Source organism: Sporolactobacillus sp. THM19-2 (assembly GCF_004153195.1).
Taxonomy (GTDB): domain Bacteria; phylum Bacillota; class Bacilli; order Bacillales; family Sporolactobacillaceae; genus Sporolactobacillus.
Genome location: NZ_SEMC01000003.1, coordinates 208,258 through 224,456, shown reverse-complemented (window position 1 = coordinate 224,456; position 16,199 = coordinate 208,258). Strand labels below are relative to the sequence as shown.

Here is a 16,199-nt window from a genome sequence, read left to right as displayed (position 1 = left end):
CAAAAAAGATGCCGATAACGAGATTGAGAGGGTTGATGAGTCGGCCTGAATGGGAAAGGGTGATCGGAAATATGTCTTCTGAAAAGCCGAATCATGCAGTGAACACCCGGTCAGAGAAAAAGCATGTCAGGCAGGTGATCCTCCTGATCCTGCTTCTGGCTGCGTTTACGGGGCTTGCCCTGATATTTTTTTTGCTTGGGAGGTATGACAAAGTACCTGAGGCTGCTGTACTGCTTGTTCTGACGCTGGTTGCAAGCGTTCTGGTGCTCCGTCTGGTTTTCCGCTTTTATAATCAAAGGATTCATCAGCTGAAACAGACAGTGGAAGCTGCGGAAGCAGGCGATCTGCGCGTCCGTGCTTCGCTGAAGGGCAGCGATGAACTGGAGGAGCTGGGCGATCTCGTCAACAGGATGCTCACCGGTCATCAGAAGATGCTTGCCCATATTCACCAGGTCGCGGAAAAAGTCGGTGATGCTTCGCAGACGCTCGTCTCGAACAGCGAAGAGCATACGGCATCGGCCGGTGAAATCGGATCTGCGATGTCTGAAATTGCATCCGGCGCGTCCAACCAGGCGGAACTGATGAGCAAAACAGGCCAGGCAGCTGAAGAACTGGAACGTTATACCGGGGACATCGGGCAGCATACCGATCAATTGAAAAAGGGCGCTGCAGTCCTGCTTGAAGCATCGGATCATAACAAAAAGTCTGTTGCGGCGCTGCGCAAGCATTCCGAGCGAACCATCGGCGCAACAGCAGATATAATTTCAGCGATCCGTTCGCTTGAAGGGCGTTCGAAAAATGTCGGTTCGATCATCGAGACGATCTCAGATATCGCCGGACAGACGAATCTCCTGGCACTGAATGCCGCAATTGAAGCCGCACGTGCCGGCGAGCAGGGGAAGGGTTTCGCTGTCGTTGCCGATGAAGTGCGCAAGCTTTCTGAGCAGACTGACCGTGCCCTTAAAGAGGTGTCGGAATTAATGACCGGGATTCAGAAAGATACGGCGGATACGGTCGCTTTTGCCGGAAATACCAGTAAAGTGCTTGAAGAACAGTTTGGTGTAGTTGCCGATTTTGAAAAAGAGGCCGGGCAGACGGCAAAAGCCGTATCGGAAAACAATGCGCGGATTGAAGAAATCGTTGGCGCCATCCATGAAATGATTCAGCGGATCCGGCAAATGAAACAGAACATAGACGGCGTCTCAGAGATCAGTGAGCAGACGGCTTCCGGCACCGAGGAAGTGACGGCTTCAATCGAAGAACAGACGGCCGGAATGGAACAGCTGTCGACGCTGGCTACGGATCTGGAAAAGAACGCTGAAGATTTGCGCCAGGCTGTATCCCGTTATACTTACTCATGAGGGATCCGGAACAACCGGCAGAAGAATACATATGAAACAGGTGAAACAGAGTATGGGAAAGGACAGAAAAGATGCCGCCCGGGAAGGGGACAGTAAGCCGGCGGCCGGAGCACATCCATCTTCTGATAAGCGCTCAGGTCGTTTTGCCATGATCAAAAACAGAATGACACGGGGTCTGAAGAAAAGGTTGCCGCTGCGCAGCCTTCAGTCCCGGTCCATACGGGGTCAGCTGCTGGTCCCGATGATCACGCTGGTTGTGATCATCGGCCTTGCCGGCGGCATCGTCAGTTATTTTATCGGGGCGAGAATGACCACTCAGGCACTGATCCGTTCCACGGCGGCTCAGCTGCAGTCGACAAATACCAATTTTGAGACGTATTTCGCGGATGCACAATCCGTTGTCCGTCAGTTCGCGATTAACAAGATGCTGAACGATGTGTCACAAAATGAGGAACAGATTCATGATGCATTCCAGAATGTCCTGAGTTCGAATGATAAATATCAGGCACTGACTTTCGGATCGGCAAATAAAGAAGTGATTCGCTCACCACTCTATTTTTTCCCCGAAGGCTATGACCCGACAAAGGAAGCATGGTATCAGTCGGGCATCCGCGGTGAGGGTAAATCGGTCTGGACTAATCCTTATGAAGATACCGTGACGAAGCAGAATGTGGTCAGTGTCAGCCAGGCGGTGATGAACCATGGAGAAGTCAGAGGTGTGGTGAAACTGGATCTGTTCATCCTCTCAATTGTCAATCAGGTGAAGCATGCCCGTTTTGGACAGACGGGTTATGCTGTGCTTCTCGACCGTTCGGGGAAGTACATTGCATCACCCGGTAAAGAGCGGACAGGGTCCGGCAGGCTGGATCAGTCCGCGTTTGATCAAATGAAAAAAATGGGAACAAGCGGCCAGTTTTACACAAAAATCGGTGGACAGCAGAAACTGCTCTGCTTTCAGACAAACAAAACAACCGGATGGACATTAGTGGGTGTCATCGATAAAAGTGAGATCTCCAATCAGGCGAATGTCATCGCTCTGCCGTCAGCGATAACGGTCATTCTGATTATCCTGGCCGTCGTCCTGATATCCAGTGTACTGGTCAGACGGGTCACCGGTCGCCTGGGTCATCTGCAGGAGGCGGCAAAACAGATCGAGGAAGGGGATCTGACCGTCTCGCTCCCTGTAAAGGGATCGGATGAGATTGAGAAATTGACCGGGAGCATTAATAAGATGGCTGCCGTTAACAGGGGAGCGTTCAGAAAGCTCTCTGATGTGGCCCGGGACGTGGCCGGGGCGGCGCAGACGCTTGTGGCGAGCGTGGAAGAAAATACGGCTTCCTCGAATGAAATCAGTGCGACCGTCAACCAGATTGCGACCGGGGCCACGAGTCAGGCATCGGCGCTTGATCACAGTCAGTCTTCACTGGATTCGCTGGTTAAGCAGGTCAAACGCATGGATCAGGAGAGCCGGGATGTGCTCCACGGGGCAAATGAGATGGATGCCACGTCAAAAGGCGGAAGCAGGCAGATGAAGCACCTGTCCAGGCAGTCTGAAGCGTCCACCAGGACGACCGGGCAGATTATTGCGGCGGTTACGGATTTGCAGAAACATGCAAAAGAAATCAGTAAGATTATCGATGTGCTGGACAGTATTGCCAGACGGACTAATCTGCTGTCTCTGAATGCGAGTATTGAGGCGGCACATGCCGGTGAACATGGCAGAGGTTTTGCTGTTGTGGCCAGTGAAATCCGCAAGCTTGCCGGACAGACCGGTCAGTCGCTGAAGGAAGTGACGGCAACCGTCCGGATGATGACGGAAGGCATGGCGCAGGCCGTCAGTCTGTGTGAAGAGACAAGCGGGCTGATTCGGGATCAGGGGACTGCTGTAAGCGATACGAGCCATGCCTTTGACCAGATTGAAGCCACAGTGGCGAAGAATGTTTCCGGCATCAGGCGGATAGCGGATGCCATCCGCAAGACGCAGGACAATATTGAAGAGATCAGTCAGGGAACGCAGACGATTGCATCGACCAGTGAGGAGACGGCGGCGAGTACGGAAGAAGTCAGCGCCTCAGTTGAGCAGCAGACGGCTTCGATGGAAGAGCTGAGCAAACTCGCTACCGATCTTGGTCAGCAGGCACAGCGGATGGAAGACGCGATCAGACACTTTAAAATATAATCCCAAAGAGGAGAAAACGCCGGGGAGAACGTATCCCCGGCGTTTTTAACTCTATGCATGCTTCGTGTGGATTGGAGCGAAAAAGACGAGACTCCCGCGGCTTAAATCGCCCAGTTCCCTTTTCGAAACAGAGGCACCCGTTTTCCGTTCTGCGCTTCTCCGTCAATATCCAGTTTGGCTGATCCCACCATAAAATCAACATGAGTCAGGCTGAAGTTGGCGCCTTTTGCCGCAAGCTCTTCCTCACTCATCTCCTGCCCGCCACGGTAATTGAAGGGCAGACAGGTGCCGATGGCCAGATGGCAGGAAGCATTTTCATCAAACAGGGTGTTGTAGAAAATCAGATTCGTCTCCGAGATCGGCGAACGGTGCGGGACAAGCGACACTTCGCCCAGGTAGTGTGACCCTTCGTCGGTATCGATGATTTTTTTCAGTGTCTCGTAGCCCTGTTCTGCCTGAAAGTCGATAATCCGCCCCTCTTTAAATGTGATTGAAAACCGGTCAATCAGATGACCGCCGAAATTCAGTGGTTTGGTGCTGGAGACTGTTCCGTTGACCCCTGTTTTCAGTGGCATGGTGTAGATCTCTTCGGTCGGCATGTTTGGCTGGAAACGGATCCCTTTCGTGGTCGTCATGCCGCCGCCGACCCAGAGGTGCCCTTCCGGCAGTTCAATTTCCAGATCGGTGCCCGGGGCTTTATAATACAGTTTTTTAAACCGTTTCTCGTTAAAATAATCCAGCTTTTCCGTCAGTGCATGGATGTGGTCCTGCCAGGCGGCTACAGGATCTTCCCGGTCCGCGCGTGTGATGGTGAAGATCTGTTTCCACAGGGCTTCAATCCGTTCCGCTTCTCCGAGTTCCGGAAAGATTTTTGCCGACCAGCCGGCGGTCGGAACAGAAACGATGGTCCAGCTGACCCGGGCGTTGAGCCGGTCATCGGAAAACTTTTTATTGGCTGTGACCGATGCTTTCTGAGATCGGGTGATTCTGCCGGGATCAATCCCCTTCAGCAGTTCAGGATTCGGTGCATAGACATAGAGGAATGCCGCATCGCGGTCTGCCAGTTCCTTAAAGGAACGGGCACGCCAGGATGGGAAAGTGTCGAACGTCCGATCAGGCGCTTCTTCAAAACGGATCCGCGTGATCTGATCATCTGTCCAGTCGACGTACACATTTTCTGCTCCCGCCTCATAAGCCTTCCGGACGGTCTTGCGGACAAAGCCGGGCGATTCAATCGGAGCGAAAATAACGACGTCCTGACCTTTCTGAACGTTCAGGCCGATACGGACGGTAATATCTGCATACCGATCAAGCAGATTATCAAAATTTTTCATGAAAAAGCCTCCTGTTCACTCTATTGATTTCCATTTTATCACGCCGGTTTGCGAAGCGCGTTTCTGCCGGGCAATTTCTTTGAAAATAAGGACCGAATCAGGCGCCCTGCATAGAATGATACGGAATACATGACGGAGGTGACGGCGGACATGGGTGCTGTTGAAGGATATGGTAAAAATTCGGGGTTCGCACTGCTGGTGGTCCTCTTTATTCTATTGATCATCATCGGAGCCACCTGGGTTTACTGATCAGGCTGGAAAAGCATGTGAATCATGATGAAAAGAGAGGGACGCCATAGCCGCGTTCCTCTCTTTCCTTTCAATGATGGTTTTGTTTTCTCATCGTCTTGCTTAGCTTCTTCCAGCGTGCCTTTTCCTGAAGCATTGCCTGTCTGTCCGTCTTCCGTCTCACGTGGGCAAGCTCCCGCTGCAGCTTGAGGTAACTGGTGTATCGCGCCTGATCCAGCCGTCCATCGTCAAGGGCACGACGAACAGCGCAGCCCGGCTCATGGGTGTGGGTGCAGTCGCGGAACCGGCAGCGGGAGGCGAGTTCTTCAATATCCGCAAAGCTGTGACCGACCGATTCGTCCGAGGCGTTCCAGAGCTGCAGTTCACGCATCCCGGGTGTATCGATCACCACCCCTCCGGAAGGCAGGAGGATCAGTTCACGGCTGGTCGTCGTGTGACGCCCGCGGTCGTCATCCGCACGTACCTCCTGAACGCTTTGCCTTACTTCTCCGCAGAGCCAGTTGACCAGGGTCGATTTTCCGGCACCTGACGAGCCGAGAAAAACAACGGTCTGTCCCTTGCCCAGATACGGATCAAGCTGCTCTCTTCCCTGGTTTTGCAGGGCACTGACCGAAAAGATCGGTACCCCGATGGCGACCTCTTCCACTTCGGAAATTTTCTGCGCGACGTCCGGACAGAGATCGGCTTTGCTTAAGAGGATTACCGGGTTTGCCCCGCTTTCCCAGGCCATCGTCAGATAGCGCTCCAGCCGGCGGAGATTAAAGTCGTGGTTGAGCGCCATGACGAGGAAAACCGTATTCATGTTTGCGGCGACGATCTGCTCTTCGGTCGTCTCTCCGGCGATATTTCTGGAAAATTTACTCATGCGGGGCAGGATGCGGTGAATCGTTGCCCGGTCGTCTGATGGGCGCACATCTGCTGTGATCCAGTCGCCGACGGCAGGAAAGTCGCCGCGCCCCGCAGCCAGATGGCGCATTCGGCCGGTAATTTCCGCCGGGAAAAATCCGTTTTCTGTGACAATCCTGTATTGTCCTTTATATTCAGAAACCACACGTGCGGCAGATAATCCAGATGCAAGATCTCCTGCCGCCCGGGTCCTGAGCGTCTGATTCCATCCATAATCAGCTAATGTCATGTGTTCGTCCTCCATCGTTTTTGATTTTCGGGCATAAAAAAAGGCTGTTACACACAGCCTGATTCGTCACTTTATCCGACAGCAGCCCTGTATACTTATCCGGCCGCCCCCGTCAGTCAAAAACAACATGAAGACATGACATGACAGAAGGGGACAGGCCGGTCAACGCAATAAGCCTGTCTGAGGTCTTTCTTCTGATAACGGCCATAATACATGTCCCCTTTCTCCTGCTGATTCTTTCAAAATAAGTATAGCGGACAGCGTTTGCCGTGTAAAGAGAGAATCATGAGTGGGACGCTGCACGCATAAGATGAAAAGGTCAGCAGGACAGGCCGGGAGGAGACAGAGGATGAAAAGGGTGACAGGCACGCTGCAGATCGCCGCAACTTATATAGGAACGATTGTCGGGGCGGGTTTTGCCTCCGGACGGGAAATCATTCAGTTTTTTTCTCAGTATGGCCCGGCCGGGACGGCGGGAGTGATCGTCAGCGGGATTCTGATGACTTGGATCGGAACGAAGATGATGCTTTATGCAAGGAGGATTGAAGCCTGGTCGTTCAATGAGCTGATCACGCATCTTTTGGGCATGCGGTTTGGTACATTGATTGAGACGCTGCTTTTTTTCATCATATTTGGAATGACCGGAGTGATGCTCGCGGGAGCGGGGGCTGTTTTTCAGGAACAGCTGGGCTGGAGCCGCCACGTCGGGGTTGCACTCACGATTCTGACGGGTCTTTTCTTCTTACTGAAAGGGGTACGCGGCCTGCTCTGGATGAATACGCTCGTTGTTCCGGTGATGGCCGGCTTTATGTTGCTTGTCTTTTTCATCGGCAGTCCGGGTGCCGGCAGCGGGCAGCTGACCCCGCAGGCCGACTGGGTGCTTTCCGGTGTCGGTTATGCCGCTTTTAATATGCTGACGGCGCTGGTTGTGCTGGTCCCGCTGGCTCAGGAAATCCGGGATGAGAAGGTGCTCGGCGCCGGCTGTCTGCTCGGCGGGGCGGGACTGACGGGTCTGATTTTACTTGAACACTTTCTGATTCTCGGGAACACGGGCGTTACCCTGTTTGACATGCCGGTAGCTGAGCTGATCCGCCCATTTGGTCCGGCGCTGCATCTTGTTTTTGTTGCCGTCATTTTTGGCGAAATTCTGACGACATTCACGGGTAATCTTTTTGGTCTTGCCCGCCAGCTAGAGAGCCTCTTTCCGGCCGTATTCACTCCGGGGAGGGCCCTCCTGAGTCTGACTGCGGGTGCACTTCTGATCGGGCAGGCCGGCTACAGTTCGCTGATCGCAACCCTTTATCCTCTTTATGCCGCCCTCTGCGCCGCTGTTTTTCTTTACTTCGGCCTCATTCGTCTGCCGGAGAAAACTCCCTGATTTTCTGATCGTCCAAAAAGATACAGGAAAAAATGACACATAAATTTATCATGAAAAATCTTTTCTTTGTCTTGCATTTTGAAGCTAAATGTCGTATGTTGAATTTAGGACATGAGTTTCCTTTGGGAAACAAATATTCGCTAAGTGAATAGGGGGATGGTTAAATGTCCGATCGACAGGATGATCGAACATCCCGGCAGATAGCTGCAGGAGATGTTTTTGCCGCCGGGGCGGTTCCCCAAAAGGGTCGCAGAAGAAAAAGTGAGGCGCCTGCTCAGTCCTTCAAAGGGGCTGTCGGGAGCAAGAAAGGCTGGCGGCAGCTGCTGCCGTTTATCGGGCCGGCATTCATTGCCGCGGTTGCCTATATCGACCCGGGGAATTATGCGACCAATATTCAGGCCGGGTCGCAGTTCGGTTATATGTTACTGTGGGTTGTCGTTATTTCCAATCTGATGGCGATTCTGATTCAGATGCTGTCAGCCAAGCTGGGTATAGCGACTTCACACAACCTGCCGGAAACGATACGGAATGAGTGGCCGAAAGGGGTCTCCATTTTTTACTGGATACAGGGCGAAATCATGGTCATGGCGACTGACCTTGCAGAATTTATCGGCGCCGCACTCGGGTTTCATCTTGTATTTGGTCTGCCGATGATTCCGGCGGCCATTCTGACGGCAATTTGTGCTCTTGCTATTCTCGCTTTTCAGGTCAAAGGGTACCGGCCGCTGGAAATGGTGATTGCCTCGATGGTCTTTATTGTCGTGATCGCGTTCAGCTGTGAAATCATATTCTCATTGCCGGCATTTGAGCCGCTGATGCATGGTTTTATCCCGCAGTTTCAGGGAACGGACAGTGTTTTGCTTGCTGCCGGAATCCTGGGGGCGACGGTTATGCCCCACGCCATTTATATGCACTCAGGTCTGACATGCAGACGGGTTATTGGCCGGACACCGGGAGAAAGGAAAAAGATTTTCCGTTTTGAACTTGTTGATATTCTCATTGCGATGATTATTGCGGGAATCATTAATGCGATTATGCTGACCGTATCCGCATCGACATTTTTTGGAAAAGAAGTCATCTCTGATCTGACCGTTGCTTTCCATGGTTTTGATCAATATATCGGCCCCACAGCAGCGTTTCTGTTCGGCATCGGGCTGCTTTCAGCAGGGCTCTCCAGCTCTTCAGTCGGAACGCTGGCCGGGGACATCATGATGCAGGGCTTTATTCGAAAACGGATTCCCGTGTTTATCAGACGAATTTTTTCGATGCTGCCGCCGCTGATCCTGATTATTTCAGGTGCCAATGCGACACAGGCCCTGGTAATGAGTCAGGTCGTTTTATCTTTCGGTATCGCGCTGGCCATTATCCCTCTGGTCCTTTTTACAAGTAAAAAAAGAATTATGGGTTCGCTTGTCAATCGACGGCTGACGACGATTACCGCCTGGGGAATTACTGCAGTGGTTGTTTGTCTGAACATGTTTTTACTGTTCCGGACGGTTACCGGACAATAATCAGGGGAAAAATGGTGAAAACGGCAGAACAAAACCCTCCATTCCGAATCAGGGAAGGAGGGCTTTGCACGTATGATCGTTATCGCTGAGGGGTCAGGTTTCCTGCGATCTGCTGAGCTGTTTTTCCCATTTGCTGCATCGGCTTGTTGACCATATCGGGTAAACTGTTCTGCCGGCTTCTCAGCCACATAAATGCAGCAGCGCCTGCACCACATGCGGCGAGAACAGGAATAATGTTGCCGTTCATCTGTGCCATATTTTTCACCTCCTCTGAAAAATTCTTCTATATTTTCAGCTTCTGTGAGGCAATCTATGTGATGAAAAAACAGGAAAGCCGGTAATTGTTCACAGGATTATTGAATTTGTCAAATTGACTTTATGAAGGATAATGACGTAAAATGAAAATTGTGAGAGAACGCGGCCGGCGTTACAGTCATACCGGCTGATTGAATAAGATGGGAATTTTTGCGCCCAAATTTTAGCTGTGGAGGAATTAAATAATGGTTAAACTGCAAAAAGGTAAGTTCCAGTTCCTTGAAAAGCTGTCCAACAACGATGGCATTATTGCTGCCCTCGCTATTGATCAGCGTGGTTCTCTGAAAAGAATGATCGGCGCTGCTCAGGGCAAAGACGCAACAGATCAGGAACTTTCAGATTTTAAATCACTGGTATCAGAAGAACTGACAAAATATACCAGCGCGATTCTGCTTGATCCGGAATATGGTCTTCCTGCCGGCAAGAAGCGCGACGCAAATTGCGGCCTCTTGACTTCTTATGAAAAGACCGGATATGACGCTACGGAACCCGGACGTATCCCTGACCTGCTTCCGAACTGGTCGGTTAAACGGATCAAGGAAAACGGCGGAGACGCGGTTAAGCTGCTTGTATACTACGATCCGGATGAACCGGATACCATTAACGATGTGAAGAAGGCATTCGTAGAACGTGTCGGCTCTGAATGCAAGGCGGAAGACATTCCGCTGTTCTTCGAAATCGTCACATATGATGAAAAAATTTCGGACAAGGCTGAATATGCCAAGGTTAAACCTCATAAGGTGCTTGAATCGATCAAGACCTTTACTCAGCCCCGTTACGGCATTGACGTTCTGAAGCTCGAAGTTCCTGTTGATATGAGCCGCGTTGAAGGTGTCGGCGACAACGAACCGGTTTATTCTAAGGATGAAGCCGGGAAGTATTTCCGTGAAGTGGATAAGGAAACAACGCTTCCTTACATCTGGCTGAGTGCCGGTGTTTCTACGGAACTGTTCCAGAAGACTCTGGTATTCGCTCATGATGCCGGATCGAAATATAATGGTGTACTCTGCGGCCGTGCAACATGGCGTGAAGGTGTTGCAGCTTATGGCAAAAACGGAGAAAAGGGTGCCAATGACTGGCTGAAGACTCAAGGCAAAAAGAACGTTGAAGAACTCAACGCCATTCTCGCTAAGAGTGCAACGCCATGGTATGAAAAATACGGCGGCAAAGACAAGATCGAAGTTGTCGACTGATTATCATTCCGTTGAGGGAAAAGTGATCCGAGGGGGGAACTCTGTCGGGTCATTTTTTTTGCTCTGATTACCCCCTGTTTTGTCAAATGCCGGCGAATATTATTTTTCAGTCAACAGGGACAGTTTATCCCGAATGATTTTGTTACCCGATCCGTTCGTGCTGTAACAGCACGATTAAATAACCATACTGAAGAAAAGGGTAGAACATATGAAAAAGAAAATATTTCTGACGATTGGATGTATTATCGTCGTCCTGTTTGCGGCAGGTGCGGGTTACGTCTGGCATGTGCTGAACTCGGTTAAGAGCGCGGCAGGCGACATGTATGAAACAGAAGGCGGTAATGGAAATCATGCCGCGGTAACCGATAAAAAACCGATCAATCTGCTGCTTCTCGGAGTGGACGAGCGTAAGGGAGATCGCGGCCGTTCCGATACCATTATCGGGATGACACTGAATCCAAATACGAAGACGATGCAGATGATTTCGATCCCGCGTGATACGCGGACTGAGATGGTCGGCAGAGGGACAATGGATAAAATCAACGCCGCCTATGCTTATGGTGGCGTCAAAATGGCCCAGGATTCGGTCCAGAATTTCACAGGAGATATTCCCTTTGATTTTTATATTAAAATCAACATGGAAGGCATGAGTGATCTGGTCGATGCTGTTGGCGGCGTCACGGTCAACAACAAACTGGACTGGCATGACGAAGGCTATTATCAAAAAGGGTATCATTATGCGCGGGGTAATATCACGCTGGATACCGGTGCCAAGGCAATGGGCTATGTCAGGATGCGCCACCTGGATCCGCAGGGTGACTTCGGGCGTAATCAGCGTCAGCGTGATGTGATTATGGCGATTGTCAATAAAATGGCCAGCGTGTCCTCCATTTCCCGGTTTACAAATATTCTTGACGCACTGGGAAGTAATGTCAAAACCAATCTGACCTATGATGATATGAAAAATATTGCCCTGAATTACAGAGATGCCAGAGAGCACACGATTGATTATGAAGTTAAAGGGCAGAGTCAGAAGATTAACGGGATCTATTACCTGGTAGTCGGCAGCGCTGAGAAGCAGCGTGTACATGATATGATCAGTGAACAGCTGGGAAACTGAAATATTAAAAAAACGTGAGTGAGCGGATGATCCGCATCATTCACGTTTTAATTTTATTTTAATGAACATTTTCGGCCGAAATCTCGTGCCCTCAGGCAGGGGATGAAGGCCCTCCATTTAGCCCGAGAAGGCTTTTTCATGTATTGCTCGACCACCTCACCAGCCGCACGAATCAGATGAATGACAGGGGCATTATTTTCTGCTTAATAAGCGGAAAATTTCCGCTTAAATGCAGAATCGAACGGGTTTCAGAGTATCATAAGCGGAGAATTTCCGATTAGCCAATGAAAAATCCCCCATTTTCATTTTTGGGGGGCAATAAGCGGAATTCCTCCGTCTATTGAGGCTTGCCTTCATCCTTTTTACTAAGTTAGGCGGAATTCCTCCGTCTATTGAAGCCCGCCTTTATTCTTTTCACTAAATGAAGCGGAACTTCTTTTAAAAAGCCACCGGGCAGCGATAAGGTTCAGAAAAACGAGGTCTCCGGCGTGCCGGCGACTTACCAGACGGTAGTTTTTTCTTTATTTTACCGCGGTGACTGCCTGGCAGTCCGCGCTTCGGGGAAGCAGCTTCTCATGTTCGTGATGAACTCCGCGAGATCCCTGCTCCGCAGAATGGATCCCCGGGGCAGGTCCGCCTTAACCGTCCTTTTTCCGTGAATGAAAAGGATCAGGTTCGGGTAATCCCGTCGGAGGCGGTTCAGGATCCGCTTCAGCATGTATTCCTGAGTTTGTTCAGTCAGGCCCAGGGCAAGGTATCGGGCCTTCTTGCGTTCAATGAGATCAAAAATGATGGATGCATCGGCGTTCCCGGCCAGAAGATACGTTTTCCATCCGTTGATCGCCAGCAGGTTATCAACCATTTTCATCTGTCCCCATATCTCACTGGATCCAAGATTTGCGACAATCACTTTTCCCATATGTGTTTTTAAGTCTCCGGCGATTTTCCGCATGTTCCAGTCAAGCAGAGTCTGCGTTGTCGCGGATGCAACAAGGGCGTCTGACGGCCGGAGGCGTTTCCTGGCTACACCGGAGCGAATTTCCTTTTCACCGCGTTCCAGCAATCTGGTAAATATATCTTCAATCCGCATGCCGTCCGACAGAGACTCGAAACATTCTGCGGCTTTAAGCGGATCGCCCTCGATAAGATTCTTTAAATAGTTCTCCCAGTTCTGTCTGAGCAGGGAGTCGGTGACACTGCTGTCCCAGCCAATCACTTTTTTCACGGTTATGGAGAGATCTCTTGGAAGCTGAATCACTTTCTGGTTCCGATCCAGTTTAATTTTCGGCAGAATATCGGAGCCGTTCGGGTTGGGCAGCACGGTGCCTGCTTCTCCGTTCGTCAGCCGAACCTGAGTTGCCGGAGGGAAGATATGGAGAAAATTAATCAAACGGTAACAATCCTGGAGATCGAACAGCCGGCGGTTGACACTGTCTGACAGAATGATCTGAAGCGCCATGATGGCACTCATCGGTTTCCGGTAAGAACGTTTCATGGTCAGAGCCGAGTAGACATCGGTCATCGCAATGAGATTCAAATCTTTATCCCGTGCTGTCAGGTCCAGATGATCCGGATAGCCTGATCCGGTCAGCCGTTCGTGATGTGAACGGACAATTCTCAGCGTCTCCCGCGGAAATCCAAGCCGCTTCAGAAGCTGATATCCTTTGACGGTGTGTTCTTTGACCTTTGCATATTCGCGCTCCGTCAGCTTCCCCTTTTTCAGAAGAATCGATTTCGGCGTATAAAGCTTGCCTATATCATGCAAAAGGCTGCCCAGAATGAAGTCCTTCGATGGTAGGCCGGAACAGTGCCTGCTGTACAGACTGCAAAGCACGAATACATCGATGGAGTGAATGTATGTGGCGGGATCCCATTGTTTGAGGCTGTCCATCAGAAGACGAACGGCAGGCTCGGCAAATTCATGGACATACATCGTCAGAAGCCACTGGTAGGAGGATTCTGAATGGAGGATACGTCCATAACGTAATTCATTGGCGATCTGTGCCATGTCATTCTGAAACCGGTCCGTCAGCGCCCGTTTCTGATGAGCTGACAGCTGCTGATGGCTGCGTCCTCCGTAAACAGGGACCGGCTGATCCATGACTGATATTTCATGAATCTGTTTGCGCTCAAGGTCCGCGGCTACTTCTGATGTGATGCAGGTCCCGGCACGGTAAAGGACAACTGAATTTATGTATATATCTTTTGCAAGCAGGCATTCTCCGGTCAGTTGGTCAAGTGTGACTGCTTTCGGCAAGGTTTGTTCACTCCCGGCTGAATTTCAGCAATTAAAATCATTCCGGCCCTGCCGGAGGTAAGGAGTTGGTTCCTGTCTTTGTTTTGACTTTAACACAGGATTTAACTTTTGCGGGAAATGGGCTCAGAAAAACGAAGCCTCCGGCGGCGCCTGCGACTTGCCACCCGGCAGGCGTTCCTTCCGCTCTCACAACATATTATGCCAAATGAGAACAAATTACACGGTTCATTTTATCAGGAGACCGGATAAAAGGGAAGTATATAAAAATAATATTCTGTCCCTTTATCGCGCGGGAGCATGAAAAAGGGGATCAGGAACGGTGAGAAAGGAAGCCTTTTGCTTAAAAACAGGAAAAAAGACCTGCTTCGATCGGAAAAGACAGGCCAAAAGGTCCATATCAGGGCCTTCCTTCAACTTTTGTCGAGACCGGTCGATAATAAAGGTACAGGGTTAAAACGGAAGGATGAAGATTATGGCTGCTGCAACGGTAATTGGCCTGCTTACAGGAATACTGTCGTTACTGCTTGGATTCATGCTGGAAGGCGGCACACTGGGGGCGCTTTTCCAGGTCACCGCGCTTCTGATTGTTTTTGGCGGGACGATTGGTGCGGTGATTGTCAGTTTTCCCGGAGCAACACTTGCCAAATTACCTTTTATTCTCAAGTATGCCTTTGCCCGGCCGAAAGAAAAACCGGGTGAAGTGATTGCCCGGCTGATGGAGCTGGCGAATATATCCCGGCGGGAAGGGCTGCTTGCTCTGGAAAGTGAGCAGGAGAAATATAGGGATGACCCCTTTATGTCCGGTGGCATCCAGATGGTTGTAGACGGGGTGGATTCGGATGTTATTGACGATATCCTGAACCGTGATATTGAACTGTACGAGCAGAAGATTCTGTCAATCGGGAGAATCTTTGAAGAAGCAGGAGGATTTTCACCGACCATGGGGATTATCGGGACAGTCATGGGCCTGGTTCATGTACTGGGCAACCTGACCAGCCCGACAGATCTTGGACCCTCTATCGCGGTTGCCTTTATTGCGACACTTTACGGCGTTGCCGGAGCCAATGTGATTTTCCTGCCGATTTTCAATAAAATCAAGGCAAATCTCGCCCAGGATGTTCTGATCCGTCAGATTAAAGCTGAGGGAATTTTATCCATTCAGTATGGTGAGAATACGATGATTCTTCGTCAGAAACTGTTTGCCTTTCTAAGTATCGATGAGCGTGCCGCGGCCGAAGAAGTGATCAGCGGGTCGGAAGCAGCCGGTCAGGCAAACTATCAAGGGGCAGGAAGTCATGAGTAATAAACGGAAACGCCGCCGAATAAAAAAAGTTGATACACCTGATAAATCGGGCAGATGGCTGATTACTTATTCGGATCTCATTACGCTGCTGCTTGTCTTTTTTATTGTCATGTTTTCCATGAGTACGATCGAAAATCAGCGATTCAATGCACTTGTGAGTTCGCTGAGATCGTCGTTTCAGGGGGATTCCATTCTTGAGGGCATGGGCTATCCAGGTACCGACAAAAGTCAGAAGACGCCGGATATCCCGATCGTAAAAGAGAAGAAGCCGCCTACCGAAGATGAAAAAAAGCAGGATGCCAGGCAGCTGGATGCACTGTATGTACAACTGAGTAAATATATCAATGAAAGTCATCTTAATTCTGATGTCTCCCTGGTGGAGACGCCGCGCGGTGTGCAAATGACCTTCCGCGAACAGATTCTTTTTGATCTGAGCAGTGCCGATCTTAAGCCCAATGCTGCGCCTGTACTGAAAAAAATCGGTGGCATTCTCAGTGAGGTACCCAATGAAATCAGTATTGAGGGGCATACAGATAACACACCTTACAGAGGCAGCCGGTCATACATCCATTCCAACTGGGAACTTTCAGGTGTCCGTGCTCAGCGCGTGATGAATTTCTTGATCAAAAATGACAAACTGAATCCGGCCAGGTTTCATTTTGTCGGCTACGGGGAGTATCGGCCTGTCGTTAAGAATGACACACCGGAACATAAAGCAATGAACCGGCGCGTAAATATCGTTGTAATCAGGGAAGAAAAGACAAATTGAAACAAAATTTGCTAATAAAAATGGCGGAATTTGCCGTAAACATATTGCTTTTTTCAGTCACTGTCGATAAGCTGATTATAAGATGATTTCTTTAA

At 50.3% G+C, this 16,199-nt stretch carries 12 protein-coding genes and 1 pseudogene; 9 read left to right on the top strand and 4 right to left on the bottom strand.

The features are described from left to right. Positions 1-71 precede the first annotated feature (71 nt). Both EWH91_RS04495 and EWH91_RS04490 read left to right on the top strand, forming a co-directional pair. Positions 72-1,361 (top strand): methyl-accepting chemotaxis protein, encoded by a 1,290-nt coding sequence (locus EWH91_RS04495; protein ID WP_165364237.1) that lies wholly within the window; start codon positions 72-74, stop codon positions 1,359-1,361. Between the two features lie 31 nt (positions 1,362-1,392). Continuing rightward, positions 1,393-3,540 carry a methyl-accepting chemotaxis protein gene (locus EWH91_RS04490; protein WP_129928820.1) on the top strand — a complete coding sequence of 716 codons (2,148 nt, stop codon included), beginning with the start codon at positions 1,393-1,395 and terminating at the stop codon, positions 3,538-3,540. A gap of 101 nt (positions 3,541-3,641) precedes the next feature. On the opposite strand, the gene EWH91_RS04485 is transcribed toward EWH91_RS04490, so the two are convergent. Beyond that, on the bottom strand, positions 3,642-4,874 hold the full coding sequence (locus tag EWH91_RS04485; RefSeq protein WP_129928819.1) for an aminopeptidase: 1,233 nt from the start codon (positions 4,872-4,874) through the stop codon (positions 3,642-3,644). 150 nt (positions 4,875-5,024) lie between these two features. Here EWH91_RS04485 and EWH91_RS04480 point away from each other — a divergent pair, with 150 nt between their 5' ends. Continuing rightward, a complete protein-coding gene (locus EWH91_RS04480; protein ID WP_129928852.1) occupies positions 5,025-5,123 on the top strand; it encodes a YjcZ family sporulation protein in 99 nt (32 codons plus the stop codon). Positions 5,124-5,193: 70 nt separating this feature from the next. Here the strand turns inward: EWH91_RS04480 and rsgA are convergent, their stop codons facing one another. After that, complete coding sequence (rsgA, locus tag EWH91_RS04475) at positions 5,194-6,258, bottom strand: ribosome small subunit-dependent GTPase A (RefSeq protein ID WP_129928818.1); 1,065 nt, start codon at positions 6,256-6,258, stop codon at positions 5,194-5,196. Positions 6,259-6,607: 349 nt separating this feature from the next. On the opposite strand from rsgA, the gene EWH91_RS04470 reads away from it, so the two are divergent. Together EWH91_RS04470 and EWH91_RS04465 are read left to right on the top strand one after the other, a co-directional pair. After that, positions 6,608-7,636 carry a YkvI family membrane protein gene (locus EWH91_RS04470; protein WP_129928817.1) on the top strand — a complete coding sequence of 343 codons (1,029 nt, stop codon included), beginning with the start codon at positions 6,608-6,610 and terminating at the stop codon, positions 7,634-7,636. Between the two features lie 296 nt (positions 7,637-7,932). After that, positions 7,933-9,147 (top strand): annotated as a pseudogene (locus EWH91_RS04465) (Nramp family divalent metal transporter); the annotation flags it as partial. A 79-nt stretch (positions 9,148-9,226) separates the two neighbouring features. Here EWH91_RS04465 and EWH91_RS14445 read toward each other — a convergent pair. Next, positions 9,227-9,403 (bottom strand): hypothetical protein, encoded by a 177-nt coding sequence (locus EWH91_RS14445; RefSeq protein WP_165364236.1) that lies wholly within the window; start codon positions 9,401-9,403, stop codon positions 9,227-9,229. Positions 9,404-9,647: 244 nt separating this feature from the next. Here EWH91_RS14445 and lacD point away from each other — a divergent pair, with 244 nt between their 5' ends. Further along, on the top strand, positions 9,648-10,655 hold the full coding sequence (lacD, locus tag EWH91_RS04460) for a tagatose-bisphosphate aldolase (RefSeq protein ID WP_129928815.1): 1,008 nt from the start codon (positions 9,648-9,650) through the stop codon (positions 10,653-10,655). A 208-nt stretch (positions 10,656-10,863) separates the two neighbouring features. Next, positions 10,864-11,775: an LCP family glycopolymer transferase gene (locus EWH91_RS04455; RefSeq protein ID WP_129928814.1), complete on the top strand. Its 912-nt coding sequence runs from the start codon at positions 10,864-10,866 to the stop codon at positions 11,773-11,775. 526 nt (positions 11,776-12,301) lie between these two features. Here EWH91_RS04455 and EWH91_RS04450 read toward each other — a convergent pair. Then, the gene (locus tag EWH91_RS04450; protein WP_129928813.1) at positions 12,302-14,032 is read right to left on the bottom strand and encodes an HD-GYP domain-containing protein; all 1,731 of its coding nucleotides are present in this window, start codon (positions 14,030-14,032) and stop codon (positions 12,302-12,304) included. A gap of 472 nt (positions 14,033-14,504) precedes the next feature. Here EWH91_RS04450 and EWH91_RS04445 point away from each other — a divergent pair, with 472 nt between their 5' ends. Both EWH91_RS04445 and EWH91_RS04440 read left to right on the top strand, forming a co-directional pair. Continuing rightward, entirely contained in the window at positions 14,505-15,335 is an 831-nt protein-coding gene (locus EWH91_RS04445; RefSeq protein WP_129928812.1) for a flagellar motor protein, read from the top strand. Then, positions 15,328-16,104 carry a flagellar motor protein MotB gene (locus EWH91_RS04440; RefSeq protein ID WP_129928811.1) on the top strand — a complete coding sequence of 259 codons (777 nt, stop codon included), beginning with the start codon at positions 15,328-15,330 and terminating at the stop codon, positions 16,102-16,104. Before EWH91_RS04445 ends, EWH91_RS04440 begins: the two co-directional genes overlap by 8 nt. Positions 16,105-16,199 lie beyond the last annotated feature (95 nt).

Bases quoted from the DNA above. Each gene is read 5' to 3' on its own strand.
- EWH91_RS04440 (WP_129928811.1), top strand. From the start codon at position 15,328: ATGAGTAATAAACGGAAACGCCGCCGAATAAAAAAAGTTGATACACCT.
- EWH91_RS04470 (WP_129928817.1), top strand. From the start codon at position 6,608: ATGAAAAGGGTGACAGGCACGCTGCAGATCGCCGCAACTTATATAGGA.
- EWH91_RS04445 (WP_129928812.1), top strand. From the start codon at position 14,505: ATGGCTGCTGCAACGGTAATTGGCCTGCTTACAGGAATACTGTCGTTA.
- EWH91_RS04490 (WP_129928820.1), top strand. From the start codon at position 1,393: ATGAAACAGGTGAAACAGAGTATGGGAAAGGACAGAAAAGATGCCGCC.
- rsgA (WP_129928818.1), bottom strand. From the start codon at position 6,258: ATGACATTAGCTGATTATGGATGGAATCAGACGCTCAGGACCCGGGCG.
- EWH91_RS14445 (WP_165364236.1), bottom strand. From the start codon at position 9,403: ATGGCACAGATGAACGGCAACATTATTCCTGTTCTCGCCGCATGTGGT.
- EWH91_RS04480 (WP_129928852.1), top strand. From the start codon at position 5,025: ATGGGTGCTGTTGAAGGATATGGTAAAAATTCGGGGTTCGCACTGCTG.
- lacD (WP_129928815.1), top strand. From the start codon at position 9,648: ATGGTTAAACTGCAAAAAGGTAAGTTCCAGTTCCTTGAAAAGCTGTCC.
- EWH91_RS04455 (WP_129928814.1), top strand. From the start codon at position 10,864: ATGAAAAAGAAAATATTTCTGACGATTGGATGTATTATCGTCGTCCTG.
- EWH91_RS04485 (WP_129928819.1), bottom strand. From the start codon at position 4,874: ATGAAAAATTTTGATAATCTGCTTGATCGGTATGCAGATATTACCGTC.
- EWH91_RS04495 (WP_165364237.1), top strand. From the start codon at position 72: ATGTCTTCTGAAAAGCCGAATCATGCAGTGAACACCCGGTCAGAGAAA.